Below are 17971 nucleotides of genomic sequence, written 5' to 3' on the forward strand. Positions count from 1 at the left end.
CGACAATTAGCAGTGTAGCTAAATTTAACCGCTCAAAATAACGAGCCTGACGGGAGGCGTCAATCGAGAAATGGTTCTGATTCGGGCAGGAGAGGGGAGTTTCTTTACTGGCGGCCCGTTGAGTCACTTTCCTTGCTAACGAGCATCTTGTAGAATGCGCCTCATAAAACCCTATCGACTGTGGGATCAATCAGACCAAATTACCATGACGCTTCTGGCACTCGGTATCAATCACAAAACGGCCCCTGTTGCGCTACGTGAACGCGTAGCTTTTGCGCCGGACATCCTCGAACATGCACTGGAGAGTTTGTTGTCTCAGCCGCAGGTTCAGGGGGGCGTGGTGCTGTCGACCTGTAACCGTACCGAGTTGTATCTGAGTGTTGAACAGCGTGCTGATTTGCAGGAAAGACTGGTCAGTTGGTTGTGTGAATACCACAAGGTGAGCGAAGCTGAGGTGCGGAGCAGTCTTTACTGGCATCAGGGCAATGAAGCGGTAAGCCATCTGATGCGCGTTGCTAGCGGCCTTGATTCTCTGGTGCTTGGCGAGCCACAAATCCTCGGACAGGTTAAAAAAGCCTATGCCGATTCACTGCGTGGTCATGCTCACTCAAGCGAACTGGAACGTCTTTTTCAGCGAACTTTTTCTGTTGCCAAGCGGGTTCGTACCGAAACCGATATCGGCGCCAGCGCGGTTTCCGTCGCTTTTGCTGCTTGCTCGCTGGCACGCCAAATCTTTGAATCGCTGACGACAGTTAACGTGTTGCTGGTGGGGGCAGGGGAAACCATTGAGCTGGTCGCCCGTCATTTGCGCGAACACCGTGTCCAAAAGCTAATGATTGCTAACCGTACTCGCGAGCGTGCAAAGCTTCTGGCAGATGAAGTTGGTGCGGAAGTGATCGGCATTGCTGATATCGATGCACGTCTTGCCGAGGCAGATATCATTATTAGTTCAACGGGCAGCCCGCTGCCAATTATCGGTAAGGGAATGGTAGAGCGAGCGCTCAGGCAGCGTCGAAATCAGCCGATGCTACTGGTTGATATCGCCGTTCCGCGCGATGTTGAACCTGAAGTGGGTAAGCTGGCTAACGCTTATCTTTATAGCGTTGACGATCTGCAAGCCATTATTGATAAAAACATGGCTCAACGTCGGGTTGCTGCACGTGAAGCAGAAAGCATTGTCCTGCAGGAAAGTAGTGATTTTATGTCATGGCTGCGTGCGCAAAGCGCCGTTGATACCATTCGGGAATACCGCACCTCGGCTGATTTGATCCGCCAGGAACTGGAAAGTAAAGCGCTTGCTGCCTTAAACCAGGGTGTGGACCCACGAACCGTACTGAATGAACTGGCGCACAAGCTGACTAACCGCTTGATCCACGCCCCGACCAAATCGCTTCAGCAGGCGGCACGTGATGGTGATCATGAACGTCTGCTTCTGCTTCGTAATAGTTTAAGCCTCGATTAGATGTACTCCGCCGCAGCGAAATCTGCGGCGGAGTACATTCTGCCACCCGATTTTTTCTTCTCTTTTGCAAGGTACTAATTAGAACGATGAAAACCTCTATTGTTGCCAAACTGGAAGCGTTACAGGAACGCCATGAAGAAGTGGAGGTGATGCTCGGCGATGCCGGTGTTATTGCTGACCAGGAACGGTTTCGGGGGCTGTCGCGTGAATATGCTCAGCTGGCTGACGTCACCCTCTGCTTTCGCCGCTGGCAACAGATACAAGATGATCTTCAGGCCGCACAGATGATGCTTGATGATGTTGAAATGCGTGATATGGCGCAGGAGGAGTTAAAAACCCTGCGCGAACAGAGCGAACAGATGGAGCAACAGCTTCAGGTTCTTTTGCTGCCAAAAGATCCCGATGATGATCGTCCTTGTTTTGTGGAGGTCAGAGCGGGTACCGGTGGTGATGAAGCTGCGATTTTCGCCGGTGATCTGTTCCGGATGTACAGCCGCTATGCTGAAAGCCGCCGCTGGCAGGTAGAGATGCTTAGTGCCAATGACGGCGAGCATGGTGGCTATAAAGAGGTAATTGCCCGCATCGTTGGTGAGGGCGCCTACGGTCGCCTCAAGTTTGAATCCGGGGGTCATCGGGTGCAGCGGGTACCGGAAACTGAATCTCAGGGACGAATACATACCTCAGCTTGCACCGTGGCAGTGATGCCTGAGCTGCCGGAGGCAGAAATGCCTGAGATTAATCCCGGTGACTTGAAAATAGACACTTTCCGCTCTTCAGGAGCCGGTGGTCAGCACGTTAATACCACTGACTCGGCAATCCGTATTACGCACTTGCCAACCGGTATTGTCGTCGAGTGCCAGGATGAACGTTCGCAGCATAAAAATAAAGCCAAAGCGTTGGCGGTTCTCGGCGCCCGTATTCATGCAGCGGAAACGGCAAAACGTCAGCAGGAAGAAGCCTCTACCCGGCGCAATCTGTTGGGCAGCGGCGATCGCTCCGACCGCAACCGGACCTATAACTTTCCCCAGGGCAGGGTGACCGATCACCGCATTAATCTGACACTTTATAGGCTGGATGAGGTGATGGAGGGCAAACTGGATATGCTGATTGAACCTATCGTGCATGAGTATCAGGCCGATCAGCTGGCGGCGTTGGCCGGACACGAGTAATGCGAATTCGTGATTGGCTACCTGTCGCTGCAGCGCGTCTGGAAAATAGCGAGAGTTCGCGACGGGATGCAGAAATTTTGCTGAGCTTTGTTACCGGTAAGGGCCGCAGCTGGCTACGCGCTTTTGATGAAACGACACTGGATGGAACACAGCTTGCCACTCTCACCGCGCTGATAGCCCGACGGGCAAAAGGCGAGCCGGTGGCCTATATTACCGGCGTGCGCGAGTTCTGGTCACTGGCGTTGCGGGTTTCACCCGTCACGCTGATTCCCCGTCCCGACACTGAGGTGCTGGTCGAGTGTGCGCTGGAGAAAATGGATACCCCACAGGGGCACGCTCTGGATTTGGGTACGGGAACGGGGGCCATTGCGCTGGCGCTGGCTAGTGAGCGGCCTGGGTGGCAGGTAACCGGTGTCGATTGCATTGCTGAGGCCGTCAGACTGGCGCAGCATAATGGTAAAAATCTGGCGATTAATAACGTCAGCTTTTTACCGGGTCACTGGTTTTCCGCAGTCGGCGGTCGCCGTTTTGATCTGATTGTGACTAATCCGCCCTATATTGATGTTGATGACATTCATCTGACGCAGGGCGACGTTCGATTCGAACCGACAAGTGCGCTGATTGCCGCCGATCGGGGGCTGGCTGATATCCGCCATATTGCCTTGCATGCGGCTGCGCACTTACGACCCGATGGCTGGTTGTTGATTGAGCATGGCTGGCAGCAGGCTGACCGGGTGCGTCAGATTCTGTTTTCTGCTGGGTTTACCAGTGTAAAAACCTGTCGGGATTATGGCGGCAATGAGCGTGTTACCCGTGGTCGGGTAGCTAAATGAGCGAGCTAATGAATTGGTATCTTTCGATCAAAAGTTTCCATATCCTTACCGTCATCATCAGCCTGAGCCTGTTCGCGCTGCGTTTTTTCTGGCTGTCAGTATCGCCGGCGCGCTTGGAACAGCGCTGGATTAAGATTGTGCCACATCTGAATGATACGCTATTGCTGCTGTCTGGTATCGCGCTGGTGACGTTGATACAGTCTGGCGCGCTGCTAACTCAGGATAGCTGGCTGACGGAAAAGCTAATTGGCGTTATTATTTACATCGCACTGGGCTCGATAGCGTTAGGACGTCGTCCTCGCTCGCAGAAAATACGTCTGGCGGCCTTTATTATCGCGCTGGCGGTGGTGGCTCTGATCATTCGTCTGGCCATCACTAAAAGTCTTTTACTGGGGTAAATAATGACCTCCCTTACAGAATTTGATTTTCATGGGGCGCCGCTCAGCGAAGCGGCAATTGTTGCATTACAGGCTATCCGTCAGGATTTTCCGGCAGAACGGGTTCGGGCGCAGTTGAAGGCGTTGGTTGCCGAAGCGAGAGAAACGATCCCCGCCAGTCTTGAACAGGATATGCAGGTCGACCAGCTGCTGAAGTTGTTTTATCAGCGCTGGGGGTTTGGCGGTGCCAGCGGCGTTTACCGGCTTTCAGACGTACTCTGGCTGGATAATGTACTACATACCCGTCAGGGCTCGGCAGTTTCGCTGGGTATTGTGCTTTTACATATTGCGCATGAGCTAAAACTGCCCCTGATGCCGGTGATTTTTCCAACCCAGCTTATTTTGCGCGCCGACTGGCTGGATGGTGAAATGTGGCTGATTAATCCGTTTGACGGAGAAACCCTTGATGAACACACCCTTGATGTGTGGTTGAAAGGAAACATTGGTCCAGTCGAAGAGCTGTTCGAAGACGATTTGGAAGAGGCTGAACCGGTGGTCGTCATTCGTAAAATGCTCGACACGCTAAAGTCGGCCCTGATGGAAGAAAAGCAGATGGAGCTGGCACTACAGGCCAGTCAGGCGTTGGTGCAGATGGACCCGGAGGACCCCTATGAAATTCGCGATCGTGGACTTATTTTTGCACAGCTTGAGTGTGAGCATATTGCCCTGACCGATCTGACCTATTTTGTTGAGCAGTGTCCGGAGGACCCAATCAGCGAGCTGATAAAGGTGCAGATCAACGCGATAGAGCATAAGCAGATTACCCTTCATTGAATAAGGCGAAGACATGAAAGAAAAAGTTGTCAGCATTGGCGAAATTAAGGTAGCAAACGATCTGCCGTTTGTACTTTTTGGTGGTATGAACGTGCTGGAGTCACGCGACCTGGCGATGCGCATATGCGAGCACTATGTCACCGTCACGCAAAAACTGAATATTCCTTACGTATTTAAAGCCTCGTTCGATAAAGCTAATCGCTCTTCTATCCGTTCTTATCGCGGGCCTGGCCTGGAAGAGGGACTGAAAATTTTCCAGGAAATCAAACAGGATTTTGGCGTTAAGCTGATCACCGATATTCACGATCCATCGCAGGCGCAGCCAGTGTCAGAAGTGGTAGATGTGATCCAGCTGCCGGCTTTTCTGGCCCGCCAGACCGATTTGGTCGAGGCGATGGCGAAAACTGGTGCGGTGATCAACGTGAAAAAGCCGCAGTTTGTTAGTCCAGGACAGATGGGAAACATCGTAGAGAAATTCGCCGAGGGGGGCAATGATCAGGTGATCCTCTGCGAGCGCGGCGCTAACTTCGGCTACGACAACCTGGTGGTTGATATGCTGGGTATTAACGTGATGAAAAACGTCACTAAAAACAGCCCGGTTATTTTCGATGTTACTCATGCGCTGCAGACCCGCGATCCGTTTGGCGCCGCGTCAGGTGGACGGCGTGCTCAGGTCAGCGAACTGGCGCGTGCAGGGATGGCAGTAGGATTAGCCGGTTTATTTATTGAAGCGCATCCAGAGCCGAACAGTGCTAAATGCGACGGACCTTCGGCGCTGCCGTTAAATAAGCTGGAACCCTTCCTAATCCAGATGAAAGCCATCGACGATCTGGTGAAAAACTTCCCTGAGTTAGATACTTCCGAGTAGGGGCGTCGCGTCTGAACGTCAAAAGGCGCCGCGACAGCGACGCCTTTTTTTAATTTGTACTTACAGCATGATCGTCATCAGATAGGCGACAAATAGCGCCAGATGGGCTGCGCCGTTAAGTACATTGGTACGTCCGGTAGAAAAAGAGATTTGGCAGAGCAACAGCGCCGCTAACATCACCACCATCTGGGGTGGTTCAAGGGCAAAAATTAACTGCTGCCCAGTCAGGGTGGCGATAATCGTCACTGCCGGCACCGTCAGTGAGATGGTGGCCAAAACCGAGCCAAAAAACAAATTCATCGCTCGTTGTGTCTGGTTTACCAGTACGGCTTTAATCGCACCTAAGCCCTCCGGTGACAGGATCAGTAGTGCAACCAGAAAGCCGGTAAACTGTTCGGGCGCATCCAGTTCGCCAAGTAGGTGCTCCAGAGGGTTAGCGTTCATTTTCGTTACGCTAATCACCGCCAACAAATGGATGATTAACCACAGCGTGTGCCAGGCGGAGGAGTGAACCGACGGCTTACCATGGTGAGGATCGTCGCCATCGTCCTCGTGTTCATAAACAAAAAGGTTTTGATGGGTTTTAGTCTGTATCAGCAGAAAGACGCCATACATAGCGGCAGAAATAGCGGCCACCAACAACGCCTGGCCACTGGTAAAGTTACCGCCAGGCATCGCCGCAGGAAAAACCAGTACAATGACCGACAAAGGGAAAATGGCGATCAAATATTGTTTAATCCCGCCCAGATTAACGTACTGAGTGGCAAATTTTCGTCCCCCGAGCAGCAGAGCAAAACCAACCAGGCCGCAGGTGACGATCATAATTATTGAAAATAGCGTATCACGCATCAGCGCGGGAGCTGCGTCGCCAGTAGCCATCAGTGCAGAAATCAGACTGACTTCCAGAATAACGACTGACAGGCTCAGGATCAGCGAACCATAGGGTTCACCCAGTCGGTGAGCCAGTACATCTGCATGACGCACCACGCTGAATGCACTGCTGAGTATCGCGATCAGCGCCAGTAAATTGATGCCGATAACCGGCAGGAAGCTTTGAACCGCTCCCCACTGCCAGAGCACCAGGAGTGCGGCGATGGGAAAGAGCAGGCTATATTCTGTATGACGGGTTTTTATACCCTCATGGCCATGCATAATGGGGTTCTCCTTAAAACAGTACACCGACGGACGCTGTTTAACGGTAGTTGGGAGAATGCCGCAAAAAGTCCGAGAGGTATAGATTAATGTCCAATGAGATGATTGTAGGTGTTTGTATGAAAATTTTCATAAATTTTACCTCTTTTTACGGTTTATGAAAATTTAAGCCAATGGCGCTTTTTTTTAGTTATTAATCTATTAATTACCAATAAATACAGAGCCTTTTACAGTTTACTTCAAAAGAAAAAAACTGATATTTTTGTTTTTCCCCCATTGATAATATATGAAAATAGTGTTTCGGGTATAATTTCAAGTTAAGATTTTTATTTATACCGTATTGTGCGGTAAAAACGCATCAGCCATCCTTAATTCGTTAAAGCGGGGTCTATGCTGGACTTATCACCAGCTGAATTGCCGGATGGCATTCATAATCTGTCACCCGAGCATGTGCAGGATATTTACTCGCAGATATTTTTTCGTGTCCTGAATAAAACAAGCGTACTGCGAAAAGGGTTCACGTGAGGAAATATCATGGAACGTCGACTGACTCCTGGTAAAAGATGAACTTAAAAAGGTGATGGCGAAACCTGGCACAAAAACTGAGATGTGGGTTCTGATTGAGATTGAGGTTTTTCCTGATGCTGCCGATAGGGGTTGATAACGATGTCGGTTGCCAGACCTATACCCGAATTTGATTCGGTTCACATATTTGATCCTGATCGTATATTTGATAGTGTCATATCGCTTTGTTGTTAATTAATTGATAATCCGGACCTGGTTAATTGGGTGAGGGGAAAAGCGTTGGAGATGCAGGGTGTTAACGCGTGATTTTTTACTCGGGGCCGACTGTAAAACGGCTTTCGGAGATATTGATGAGTCGGTTCTGTGGACTAGCGAGCAGCGTGCTGTCTCACTGGCTGCGACGCTTTCCTGCCGTACTGATGGTTCCGCCGTCTGGATTTTTGGCTATGGCTCGCTGATGTGGAATCCGGTATTTGAAGCTGATGAGATAGCACAGGGTACACTTAAAGGCTGGCATCGTTCTTTTTGCCTGCGCCTGACGGCAGGACGCGGTAACGCTGCGCAGCCTGGCCGCATGCTGGCGCTCAAAGAAGGGGGAGAAACGCTCGGGGTGGCGTTTTGCTTAGCACAAAGCCGCTTGCAAGAGGAGTTGGAGCTGCTTTGGAAGCGTGAAATGGTCACAGGCTGCTATTTACCCACCTGGTGCGAATTGCAGCTGGATGATGGACGTGTGGTAACGGCGCTGGTATTTGTGATGGACCCAGGTCATCCTCTTTATGAGAGTGATGTTCGCACCGATACTATCGCACCGTTGATCGCCAGCGCCAGCGGACCGCTCGGTAGCAACGCTCAGTATCTTTTTAATCTGGAGCAGGAGTTGAGCCAGCGCGGTATGCAGGATGACTGCCTTACCGATCTTGTACAGCAAGTACGTGATATACATCTGAAGCATCAAGAACTGGCTGGTTGAGGCTGGCAGGTAAGCCCGGTACCGGGCGGTCAGTATCATGCCCTAGATCCTGAACTCAGGACGATTACCGATATTGGATATGATGGTAAAATTTATTTCATTGTTGATCTGCAGACATTGATGAATCCTGATTACTGGTGAGCCTCCCTGTTGCAGATATACATAAATTCCTCGCCAGAAAGCATTTAAACGACGTATTCAGATTCTTTTGCCGTAGGCGAGTAAAAACGTTAAATGAGTTCCCGAACGGGGTTTTGTTGTGACTGATTGGAACTGTAAATAGCACGACGTTATTCAGAGGCCTGTAGCTGGGCGGCTGATAAATCCTCTGACCGGTGCGCTGTACTCATGACTAAATTTCTCGTCCCTTACTCTAACTCTCACGCAAATTGTGACTGATCATCCGGGCAACTTCAGACACCAACAGGGTATGCGCATTTTGATATCGACGCCAGCATCCGACATTCATTTTTACGCCCTTTCAGACTCATGAGATAGGTGCATTATCGTCGATGAAAATTGATCGAGTAATCTTGCAGCCTGATAAAGATGTTGTGGTGAGTTCGTTACAGATCAATTTTGGGTGGTTAATGCTTTGGTTTTGATATAAATCAGCGCAACTAATCATTCAGGGCGGGAGAATTCGCTGTCAGATTTAATATCGCCAGTAAAAAAATCATCAGGAGGATTTGTAATGATGAGGCGCAAACCCATTCTCGCCGTCGTCGGTCATGGCATGGTTGGCCACTATTTTCTTCAGCAGTTGGTAGAAAAGCAGTTGCATCAGCACTATCAGATTGAGGTCTATGGCGCTGAACGTCAGATGGCCTATGACCGGGTTTATCTTACCTCCTGGTTTAGTGGTAAATCCAGTGATGACCTTTCACTGGTTGAAGATGGTTTTTTTGAGACAAATGGAATTACGTTGCACACTCACTGCGAGGTGCTGGCTGTTGACTGTGAACGTCATATTTTGCGCGACAGCAACGGCGAAGAGCTGCACTGGGACAAGCTGGTGCTGGCAACCGGCTCTTATCCTTTTGTTCCGCCCATTGAGGGCAATGATTTGCCCGGCTGTTTTGTTTATCGGACGCTGGACGATCTGGAAGCAATTAGCGCCTGGGCGCTCGGCGCGAAGCGGGGCGTGGTAATTGGTGGCGGTCTGCTGGGACTTGAAGCTGCGAACGCATTAAAACAGCTGGGGCTTGAAACACACGTCGTTGAGTTTGCCCCACGCCTGATGGCTGTTCAGCTCGATGATGGCGGTGCGCAAATGCTCAATCGTAAAATAGAAGCACTCGACGTCAGGGTTCACACCAGTAAAGTCACCGAGGCTATCGAGCCTGCCCCGAACGGGGGATTGCAACTACGCTTAGCTGATGAAGTTCTCCTTGAGACTGATCTGGTGCTGTTTTCAGCTGGTATTCGACCGCAAGATTCGCTGGCACGTACCGCCGGATTAAGCCTCGGCCCGCGCGGAGGTATCGAAATCAATGACCAGTGTCAGACCTCCCATAGTGATATTTATGCTATCGGTGAATGCGCACTATGGCATGGCGTAAGCTTTGGCCTGGTTGCGCCGGGATATCAGATGGCACGAACACTGGCAGCCAGCCTTGCGGGTGAAAAGGCCGCATTTGCCGGTGCTGATATGAGCACCAAGCTCAAACTGCTCGGTGTTGAAGTGGCCTCATTAGGAGATGCCCACGGCAGGACGCCTGGCAGTCAGAGCTATTACTGGACTAACGAGCCACAGGAAATTTACAAAAAAATTGTGGTTTCCGCAGATGGCAAACGTCTGCTTGGCGCGGTACTGGTTGGCGACAGCAGCGAATACAGCATGCTATTGCAAATGATGCTCAACGAAATGCCGTTGCCAGCCGCGCCGGAAAGCTTAATTTTACCGCAAAGTGACGGCACGTCGCCAAAAGCACTGGGCGTAGCAGCACTGCCTGACAGCGCACAGATCTGTTCATGTTACAACGTCAATAAAGGCGTAATCTGCCAGGCTGTTAACGATGGTGCGACCGATCTGGCCGCGGTTAAGGCTATCACTCGGGCAGGAACCGGCTGTGGTGGTTGTGTAGCGCTGGTAAAACAGGTGATGGAATATCAGCTGGCACAGAACGGCGTGGCGGTGAAAAAAGACGTTTGTGAACATTTCGCCTTTTCTCGTCAGCAGCTGTTAAATCTGATTCAGGTTGAAGAGATCAAATCATTTGATGAGCTACTCACCAGGCATGGCCACGGTCTTGGATGTGAAATATGTAAGCCGCTTGTTGGGTCTCTGCTCGCTTCGACATGGAATGAATATCTGCTGAAACCGGAGCATCTGCCTTTGCAGGAGACTAACGATCGCTATTTTGCCAATATTCAGAAAGATGGCAGTTACTCGGTTGTTCCACGCATCCCCGCCGGAGAAATTACCCCGCAGGGCCTGATTACGATCGGCGAAATTGCCCAGCGGTATCAGCTGTACTGTAAGATCACCGGTGGACAGCGTATTGACCTGTTCGGTGCCAGTCTCGATCAGCTTCCATCAATCTGGGGCGATTTAATTTCCGCCGGATTTGAAACCGGTCACGCCTATGGTAAATCATTACGGACGGTTAAATCTTGCGTTGGCGCGACCTGGTGCCGCTATGGTGTACAGGACTCTACCGGCTTCGCCATCGAGTTGGAAAATCGTTATAAAGGCCTGCGTTCGCCGCATAAAATTAAAATGGCGGTTTCTGGTTGTACCCGCGAATGTGCCGAAGCACAAAGTAAAGATATTGGCATTATTGCTACCGACAAAGGCTGGAATCTCTATGTCTGCGGCAACGGCGGCATGAAGCCTCGCCACGCTGACCTGTTCGCCGGCGACCTTGATAGTGAAACGCTGATCCGCTACGTCGACCGGATATTGATGTTCTATATTCGCACAGCCGACCGCTTACAGCGTACCAGCGTCTGGATGGATAATCTTGAAGGGGGATTGGATTACTTGCGCGAGGTTGTTATTGAGGACTCACTGGGGATTGTCGCCGTGCTGGAGGCTGAAATGCAGCGGGTGGTCGATACCTATCAGTGTGAGTGGAAAACCACGTTGGAACATCCTGACAGGCTTGCGCTCTTCCATACGACGGTTAACAGCCAGCAGCAGGATGAAACGTTGCAGCGGCAGTCTGAACGTGGTCAGCTGCGTCCGGCTACGGAGTATCACCCACTGACGTCATCTCAGTGGCCTTCGGAGGGTTGGCAAACCTTATGCGATCTGGATACCATCCCCCCTCAGGCAGGAATTGGCGCCCGCCTGGGCGATGAACGCATCGCGTTATTTCGCCTGAACGACGAGGTTTTTGCTCTCGACGACCAGGAGCCAGGGACGCATGCCAGCGTCATTTCACGCGGTATTCTTGGTGATGTTGCCGGCGAACCGGTGGTTATTTCTCCACTTTATAAGCAGCGTTTTCGTTTGCAGGATGGCCGGAGCATTGATGACCAGAGCCGTCGTCTGCGCCGCTGGCCGGTACAGGTAGTGAACGGCGAGGTACAGGTGTCTGCCGAGCCGATGCCGCTGACTGAAATGTGCGATGAACAGGTAGCGCCGTGACCACGATGCAAGACTGCGCTGCCAAGGTAGCTATTGCGCGGGGAGCAGAGGTCGTGCTCACCACGCCCGTACAGCCAGACGCCGTGGGTGACGTCTGGCTGGTGGGGGCAGGTCCAGGGGATGCCGAACTGCTTACGCTTAAAGCTGTACGTTTGCTGCATCAGGCTCAGGTTGTCGTTTACGATCGTCTGGTCAGTGACGAGATAATGCAGTTGGTGGCACCCACGGCTGAGCTAATTAACGTAGGTAAATGTGCTGGCCATCACGGTATGAAACAGGAACATATCAACCAGTTGCTGGTGGAGTTAGCCCAAAGCGGACGGCGGGTTATTCGCCTTAAAGGGGGCGATCCGTTCATTTTTGGTCGCGGAGGGGAAGAGATGCTGTGGCTACGGCAGGCAGGTATTACTTGCCACGTGGTGCCGGGTATCACTGCCGCTTCGGGATGTGCGGCATCGGCGGGTATCCCGTTAACCCATCGCGATTATTCACAATCGGTAAGATTTATTACCGGTCATGGACGCAGCGGCGCGCCGCAAATTGACGCAGAGTTGCTGGCTGATAGCCAGCAAACACTGGTGTTTTATATGGGGCTGCGTTGGTGTGGAGCGCTTTGCCGGCAGATGCTTTCCGCCGGTCGCTGTGCTGATACGCCTGTGGCGCTGATTGAAAACGGTACCCGAACCGAACAGCGGGTTTTCATCAGCAGCCTGCAAAATCTGGCTGATGATGTTAACCGTCATCAGCTACAGTCGCCAACCCTCATCGTTATCGGAGAGGTTGTCAGTCTTTATCATGCCGTTAGCATCGTAAAGCAAAGTCAGCCACTTTGTTGCTAAGCTTTCTGTTTGCCTGCCGATATTAGCGGAAATCGTGTAACGCTCCCGGCAACCATACTCAATGATGCTGGAGAGGCGGCAGAAAAACAGGAAGCCGCTTTGCCAGCTCCTTAATGGATCCATTTGCAGAATACCCTTTCGGACCGTCTTTTAACCCGTAAAATACGTTACTGATGGAGAGCGTGTTTTCCTTAAGCTGGTATTGAAACAGTGTGTGCGTCTGATTTTTTTCATTCAGTGCGCGGTAATAGAAACCGGAATCAATCACAGCCAACTCTTGTGAGTGTGAAAAAAATGGTTGTTTGCTGCTCAACGCTAAAAGTCAGATCCGCTCCATTAGCCGCCATCCTCTGTCAGACATACTAAGACGGCTAAGCCGGTCAATTTATTCATCGCGGGATACTTTTGTTTCAGCATCCTGAGGTGCTTTCTGGCACTTTCGCGGTAAAGCCGCCCCCAATCTGGATTAATTATCTGTTAGAGCTATGTAAAACAAAATTTAACGATTTTGTGAGTCAACTGTTTGTCAAGAACGTAAATTTTTCTATAATTTCTGCGTAACGATCCTGATGTAACGGCAGGGACACGGGATGAACTTATCAGGGAAATTATTCACGGCATGAAATACTTCATTTTATTCATCTATATTGTTTCGGTATGCTATGTCCACCGTCGTGGGAAAGTACGCTATGGATTCTGGCGCCAGCTTTCCGATCATTCGACTTTTGTCGCACCATTGAACTGCTTTATGTATCTTTTTTCCAGAGTTCCGACACCCCCTTTTTTGCCTACTGAACGCTTTCCTGAGCTTAGTGTTTTGCAGGATAACTGGCAAAAGATCCGCGACGAGGGTAATGCGCTACAAAAACTACAACAAATTAAAACGTCCGATAAATATAACGATGCTGGCTTTAATTCATTCTTTAAAAGTGGATGGAAACGCTTTTATCTGAAATGGTACGACGATGCCCACCCCTCGGCAGGTGAACTGTGTCCTTTCACTACCCAGCTGCTTCGTACTATTCCAGGTGTGAAAGCCGCGATGTTTGCTGAGCTTCCGGATGGCAGCCGTCTGCCGCGTCACCGCGATCCCTATGCGGGTTCATTGCGTTATCATCTGGGGTTGGCTACACCTAATGACAACCGTTGTTTTATTGAGGTTGACGGCATCCGCTATAGCTGGCGTGATGGTGAAAGCGTTATATTCGATGAAACTTATATTCACTATGCCGAAAACACTAGCGGCGAAAATCGTCTGATTCTGTTTTGTGATATTGAACGACCTATGCGCTATCGCTGGGCTCAACACGTCAATCACTGGTTCGGCCGTCATCTGGTAGGAGCGGCAGCAGCACCTAATCAGGAGGGCGATCGCACCGGCGGGATTAATCGGGCCTTCAAATACATCTACGCCATCCGAAAGGTAGGCAAAAGATTGAAACAGTGGAATAAACCCGTCTATTATTTAATTAAATGGATATTATTTGCCTCAATTGCTGTCGTGATTTGGTGTGCGCTCTGATGCGTTCCGCAACATGTAAATTGGAATATACTTTGTGCAATAGGTTAAGTTAGTCGCAAATTGTATTTATGCTTACATGGCTTTACCCGCGATGCGCATAGCTTGACGTTAGGTTTTATAAAATAGTTTTCAACATTACGTTGAATTGTTGTATTGCACTGACCTTTAAGGAAAAAACTATGCGTAAGTTAACCTCGATTATTGTTGCTACTACTCTGGCTTTTGGCGCAGCTAATCTGGTTCATGCTGCTGCCGATAATCTGACGCCGCCACCGCCACCGCCGGCTCCGATAATGCATAAAGATCCGCATGGTATGTGGATGTTTAAACATCTCAACCTGACCGATGCGCAGAAGCAGCAAATGCGTACCATTATGAAAGAAGCCCGTAAAGATATGCCGCCACCATCACTGAGTGAGCGTCGCGAAATGCACAGCATTATTGCTGCTGACAGCTTTGATTCAACAAAAGCTCAGGCGCAGGCAGATAAAGTTGCTGCAACAGAGAAGGTTCGCGTGATGAAAATGATGGAAACGCAGAATAAACTGTATAACGTACTGACAGCTGAACAGAAAAAACAGTACAATGCGAATTTCGAAAAGCATTTGACTGAAAAACCGGAACACCATCGCCCAGGTCCGGCTAACAAGAGTTAATTATCACTCATAGTGTTGAAATCATAGCGAATAGACCGACGAATACTGCCTGTACCAAATAACGCGTGTGGGCAGATTCGAGATTTTTTCTATTGTCACTGATCAAAGCGCAATAATTTCATAAGCTCCATCTAAAAGTGGTTTACATAGAATTTTATAGCCATCGTGATCAAAACCGGAAAGCGGACGCGTCAGAGCATCAGCCTGACAAATATCGCTGACCGATCCAAGATAGTACCAGTTACATATCACGTGGATTTGACGACCGTACGGACCAACCTCCACTAGCCCCACAGCCCCATGCCATGGCCAGCATTGTACCTTCAACGCTTCAAGTGCCTGGCACAGCCTCAGAAAATGACTTTCTGTCGTTTCCTTACCACAGCAGGCGCCGCTACAGCGTCCAAGTGCGTAGCGAAAGCAGGCTCTGCCTCGCATGCCTCGCTCCAGACCCAGTAATGAGTTACAAAGTCGGTGAGTATCGGCCAATTTGTGCAACATCTTTAAGGCGGTAGTACGACTGGAAAAGAGACCATAAAGATTCGACGTGGTCGCAAAATTAACGTTTTTAGCATAGACCACTGTTGGTATGCTGTTCATCAGCTGCAGTGAACAGAGTTGACGATTGTGACGAAGACGTTTATTAAACAACGGTTGTTGTAGCTTTATCATCTGCGCTTCCAGTAGCAAAGCACCCAGTTCACCGGCGGTGGTGATAAAGCTAATTCGTCTTGCCTGGCGCAACATCGAGGCTTCATTTGGCGCCCGCAAATGAGAAAGCACCCGATGACGAATATTGATGCTTTTGCCAATATATAACGGCATTGAGTCGCTTTCGCCATGGAAAGTATAGACACCCGGGCGGGTTGGCAGGGCCGCCAAAGAGGGCCGAAGATGTTCAGGATATTGATAAATTGCTCGCTTGTCGTATTCTGAGCGATTGGCGGTAAAGGACCTGGTCACAAAATCTCCGTAGCACTGTTTTTACATACAGTATAGCAGGCAGTGCTGACGGAAAGTATTGCGCGATGACACTACCGCGTTGCGCGCCAACAAATCAGTGAACCCAAGGTGACCATTGCTACGCCTTGCCAGAAAGCGGCTGCCGGTGTTATACCCAGCCAAAGAGCGGCAAGTAGCGAGGAGAGGACAGGCGTGAAGTAAGAGGCTGCTGCCAGTAGGCTAAGGTTACCTCGCTGTATACCCCGGTCCCATGAGAAATAGGCGACGGCGAAAAAACAAGCCATGATAAGCAGTTCAAACCAGGCGGCTGGCTGCCCACTTAGCTTCAGTGGATGCGGCGAGAATATCGTGCCTGCCCACAGCGTCAGGCTCGTGACGAGAAAAAACAGGGTAACACCATTATAACCCGCTGCGAAGCGGCGGGTAAGATTGTTGTAAAGCGCCCAAGAAAACGCGGCATAGCCTGCCAGCGCATAGGCAAGGGGCTGCTGTTGAATATTGATTTTTAGCGCCGTCAGGCTAACGGCATCATCGCCGCCCAGTACGCGGATAATCCCCACTAATGACAGTATGAGTCCAGGCCAGAGCCAAAAGCGGCAGCGCTGGTTGTTCAGTAGGATCGCCAGCACGATGGTCAGGCTGGGCCAGAGATAATTAACTATCCCAAGTTCCAGCACCTGCTGTCTGTTTGCTGCCAGTCCCAGTGAAGTGGTAAGGGCAATCTCATAGCTAACAAAGAGCAAACTGGCGCTGAGCAGCCAGCCTTTCGGAGCGGTGTGCAAGCGTGGAAAACCGCGTGTGAAGCAGAGTAGTAGAGCGGTAGCGCTGTAAAGCATGGCCGCGCCACCCAGCGTGCCGAAGTTTTCGGTAATACTGCGAATCAGCCCTACTGAGGTGCTCCAGAGAACGATGGCCAACAGGCCGCTGAGAGTAGCGCGTTGTGAATTATTTATCATGCTGTCCCAGTTGAAGTAGATGAAACACGTAGTTTCATAAAGGCGATGAAACTCAGTCACTATTTCCAGAAGTTATCAAATACCGTAATTGGCCCGCGTCGTTTATGCTCGGTTTTTAAATACCAGCTTTCGATGGTTTTAGCTGCCTCCGGAGTAATCGTGTGACCTTCGAGATAAGCGTCAATAATCGCGTAAGAGACGCCGAGAGCCACTTCATCTTGTAAACCGGGTCGATCATCCTCCAGATCGGCGGTTGGATGTTTAAGATAAAGGTGCTCTGGACAGCTAAGCGCTTTGAGCAGCTGTTTTCCCTGACCTTTATTCAGACGAAAAATAGGGTTGATATCCGTGCCGCCATCGCCGTATTTGGTAAAAAAACCGGTAACCGCTTCCGCTGCGTGATCGGTACCGACTACCACACCAGCATTCATTCCGGCGATGCTGTACTGCACTTTCATACGTTCACGCGCTTTTTCGTTGCCGCGAATGTAATCAGAGATCGTTACTCCCGCAGCCTGGAGTGCGCGCTCACTTGCCTGTACTGCCTCTTTAATATTGACCGTCAGCACGTGGTCCGGCTGAATAAAATCAATGGCGTCCTGACAATCCTGCTCATCAGCCTGTACGCCATAGGGCAGACGCACGGCAATAAATCGGTAGTCGTTATTCCCGGTATCCAGACGAAGTTCAGATATTGCAGTCTGGCACAGTTTTCCAGTCAGGGTCGAGTCCTGGCCGCCACTGATGCCCAGTACAAGGCTTTTAATGAAGGTGTTTTTTGTCATATATGCCTTCAGGAAGTCAACGCTGATGCGAATTTCCTGCTGAACGTCTATGGTGGGTTTTACACCCAGAGCGGCAATAATTTCCTGCTGCAGAGCCATTTATTACTCCTCGGTTAGGTTACGGCATGCGCCGCCAGGCGCGGTCATTATCGATTAAATCTAATGCCCATCGCGCTGAACAACAAGACGCAATTCCGTGCGTCGCACTCTGGCTACGGTTGAATTAAACCGATTTGCCGACGGCTAATGACGTTGGGAATACTGTCCGGGCGTGCGCTTATTGATGAAGCGCGAATCAGACCGACACACTATCAGAAAACGCGAAGAATTTGTTAACGCACGGGCATTATACCTATCGTAAGCAATAGTACCTGTCTGCACCAGGGCGCTCCAGGCCGTCTTGCTTCGGTTCAGTGCAGACATCGTGCGGCGGCGAGATGTGGGCCTGGCTCGGTGCTCAACAAA

General features: G+C 50.5%; 14 protein-coding genes and 1 pseudogene. 11 read left to right on the forward strand and 4 right to left on the reverse strand.

Annotated elements, in window-relative coordinates:
- Positions 1-205: 205 nt before the first annotated feature.
- The 6 genes from hemA to kdsA all read left to right on the forward strand — a co-directional run bounded on the left by hemA (position 206) and on the right by kdsA (position 5543).
- Complete coding sequence (gene hemA, locus BM191_RS02105) at positions 206-1462, forward strand: glutamyl-tRNA reductase (RefSeq protein WP_092875191.1); 1257 nt, start codon at positions 206-208, stop codon at positions 1460-1462.
- 86 nt (positions 1463-1548) lie between these two features.
- The gene (gene prfA, locus BM191_RS02110) at positions 1549-2631 is read left to right on the forward strand and encodes a peptide chain release factor 1 (RefSeq protein ID WP_092874479.1); all 1083 of its coding nucleotides are present in this window, start codon (positions 1549-1551) and stop codon (positions 2629-2631) included.
- A complete protein-coding gene (prmC, locus tag BM191_RS02115) occupies positions 2631-3464 on the forward strand; it encodes a peptide chain release factor N(5)-glutamine methyltransferase (RefSeq protein WP_092874482.1) in 834 nt (277 codons plus the stop codon). Before prfA ends, prmC begins: the two co-directional genes overlap by 1 nt.
- An 8-nt stretch (positions 3465-3472) precedes the next feature.
- The gene (locus BM191_RS02120) at positions 3473-3862 is read left to right on the forward strand and encodes a SirB2 family protein (protein ID WP_092875193.1); all 390 of its coding nucleotides are present in this window, start codon (positions 3473-3475) and stop codon (positions 3860-3862) included.
- A 3-nt stretch (positions 3863-3865) separates the two neighbouring features.
- Complete coding sequence (gene sirB1, locus BM191_RS02125; RefSeq protein ID WP_092874485.1) at positions 3866-4675, forward strand: invasion regulator SirB1; 810 nt, start codon at positions 3866-3868, stop codon at positions 4673-4675.
- Between the two features lie 13 nt (positions 4676-4688).
- The gene (kdsA, locus tag BM191_RS02130; RefSeq protein ID WP_092874488.1) at positions 4689-5543 is read left to right on the forward strand and encodes a 3-deoxy-8-phosphooctulonate synthase; all 855 of its coding nucleotides are present in this window, start codon (positions 4689-4691) and stop codon (positions 5541-5543) included.
- Between the two features lie 60 nt (positions 5544-5603).
- Here the strand turns inward: kdsA and chaA are convergent, their stop codons facing one another.
- The gene (gene chaA / locus BM191_RS02135; protein WP_092874491.1) at positions 5604-6695 is read right to left on the reverse strand and encodes a sodium-potassium/proton antiporter ChaA; all 1092 of its coding nucleotides are present in this window, start codon (positions 6693-6695) and stop codon (positions 5604-5606) included.
- Positions 6696-7512: 817 nt separating this feature from the next.
- Here chaA and BM191_RS02140 point away from each other — a divergent pair.
- The 5 genes and pseudogenes from BM191_RS02140 to spy all read left to right on the forward strand — a co-directional run bounded on the left by BM191_RS02140 (position 7513) and on the right by spy (position 14802).
- A complete protein-coding gene (locus BM191_RS02140; protein ID WP_092874496.1) occupies positions 7513-8190 on the forward strand; it encodes a gamma-glutamylcyclotransferase in 678 nt (225 codons plus the stop codon).
- Positions 8191-8836: 646 nt separating this feature from the next.
- Positions 8837-11785, forward strand: a pseudogene (gene nirB / locus BM191_RS02145) (nitrite reductase large subunit NirB); the annotation flags it as partial.
- A gap of 5 nt (positions 11786-11790) precedes the next feature.
- On the forward strand, positions 11791-12624 hold the full coding sequence (gene cobA / locus BM191_RS02150) for a uroporphyrinogen-III C-methyltransferase (RefSeq protein WP_092875195.1): 834 nt from the start codon (positions 11791-11793) through the stop codon (positions 12622-12624).
- 619 nt (positions 12625-13243) lie between these two features.
- Positions 13244-14146, forward strand: coding sequence for a lipid A hydroxylase LpxO (gene lpxO / locus BM191_RS02160; RefSeq protein WP_092874504.1), 903 nt, complete (start codon positions 13244-13246; stop codon positions 14144-14146).
- A 179-nt stretch (positions 14147-14325) separates the two neighbouring features.
- A complete protein-coding gene (gene spy / locus BM191_RS02165; protein WP_092874507.1) occupies positions 14326-14802 on the forward strand; it encodes an ATP-independent periplasmic protein-refolding chaperone Spy in 477 nt (158 codons plus the stop codon).
- 102 nt (positions 14803-14904) lie between these two features.
- Here spy and cho read toward each other — a convergent pair whose 3' ends face one another.
- The 3 genes from cho to nadE form a co-directional block, all read right to left on the reverse strand.
- On the reverse strand, positions 14905-15765 hold the full coding sequence (gene cho, locus BM191_RS02170) for an excinuclease Cho (protein WP_092874510.1): 861 nt from the start codon (positions 15763-15765) through the stop codon (positions 14905-14907).
- 71 nt (positions 15766-15836) lie between these two features.
- Positions 15837-16721: an aromatic amino acid DMT transporter YddG gene (yddG, locus tag BM191_RS02175; protein ID WP_092875197.1), complete on the reverse strand. Its 885-nt coding sequence runs from the start codon at positions 16719-16721 to the stop codon at positions 15837-15839.
- Positions 16722-16780: 59 nt separating this feature from the next.
- Positions 16781-17605, reverse strand: coding sequence for an ammonia-dependent NAD(+) synthetase (gene nadE / locus BM191_RS02180; protein WP_092874513.1), 825 nt, complete (start codon positions 17603-17605; stop codon positions 16781-16783).
- Positions 17606-17971: the final 366 nt, after the last annotated feature.

The organism is Izhakiella capsodis (assembly GCF_900115045.1).
Classification (GTDB): Bacteria; Pseudomonadota; Gammaproteobacteria; order Enterobacterales; family Enterobacteriaceae; genus Izhakiella; species Izhakiella capsodis.

Excerpts from the sequence above, each read along its gene's own strand:
- hemA (WP_092875191.1), top strand. The coding sequence starts at position 206 with ATGACGCTTCTGGCACTCGGTATCAATCACAAAACGGCCCCTGTTGCG.
- prfA (WP_092874479.1), top strand. The coding sequence starts at position 1,549 with ATGAAAACCTCTATTGTTGCCAAACTGGAAGCGTTACAGGAACGCCAT.
- prmC (WP_092874482.1), top strand. The coding sequence starts at position 2,631 with ATGCGAATTCGTGATTGGCTACCTGTCGCTGCAGCGCGTCTGGAAAAT.
- BM191_RS02120 (WP_092875193.1), top strand. The coding sequence starts at position 3,473 with ATGAATTGGTATCTTTCGATCAAAAGTTTCCATATCCTTACCGTCATC.
- sirB1 (WP_092874485.1), top strand. The coding sequence starts at position 3,866 with ATGACCTCCCTTACAGAATTTGATTTTCATGGGGCGCCGCTCAGCGAA.
- kdsA (WP_092874488.1), top strand. The coding sequence starts at position 4,689 with ATGAAAGAAAAAGTTGTCAGCATTGGCGAAATTAAGGTAGCAAACGAT.
- chaA (WP_092874491.1), bottom strand. The coding sequence starts at position 6,695 with ATGCATGGCCATGAGGGTATAAAAACCCGTCATACAGAATATAGCCTG.
- cobA (WP_092875195.1), top strand. The coding sequence starts at position 11,791 with ATGCAAGACTGCGCTGCCAAGGTAGCTATTGCGCGGGGAGCAGAGGTC.
- lpxO (WP_092874504.1), top strand. The coding sequence starts at position 13,244 with ATGAAATACTTCATTTTATTCATCTATATTGTTTCGGTATGCTATGTC.
- spy (WP_092874507.1), top strand. The coding sequence starts at position 14,326 with ATGCGTAAGTTAACCTCGATTATTGTTGCTACTACTCTGGCTTTTGGC.
- yddG (WP_092875197.1), bottom strand. The coding sequence starts at position 16,721 with ATGATAAATAATTCACAACGCGCTACTCTCAGCGGCCTGTTGGCCATC.
- nadE (WP_092874513.1), bottom strand. The coding sequence starts at position 17,605 with ATGGCTCTGCAGCAGGAAATTATTGCCGCTCTGGGTGTAAAACCCACC.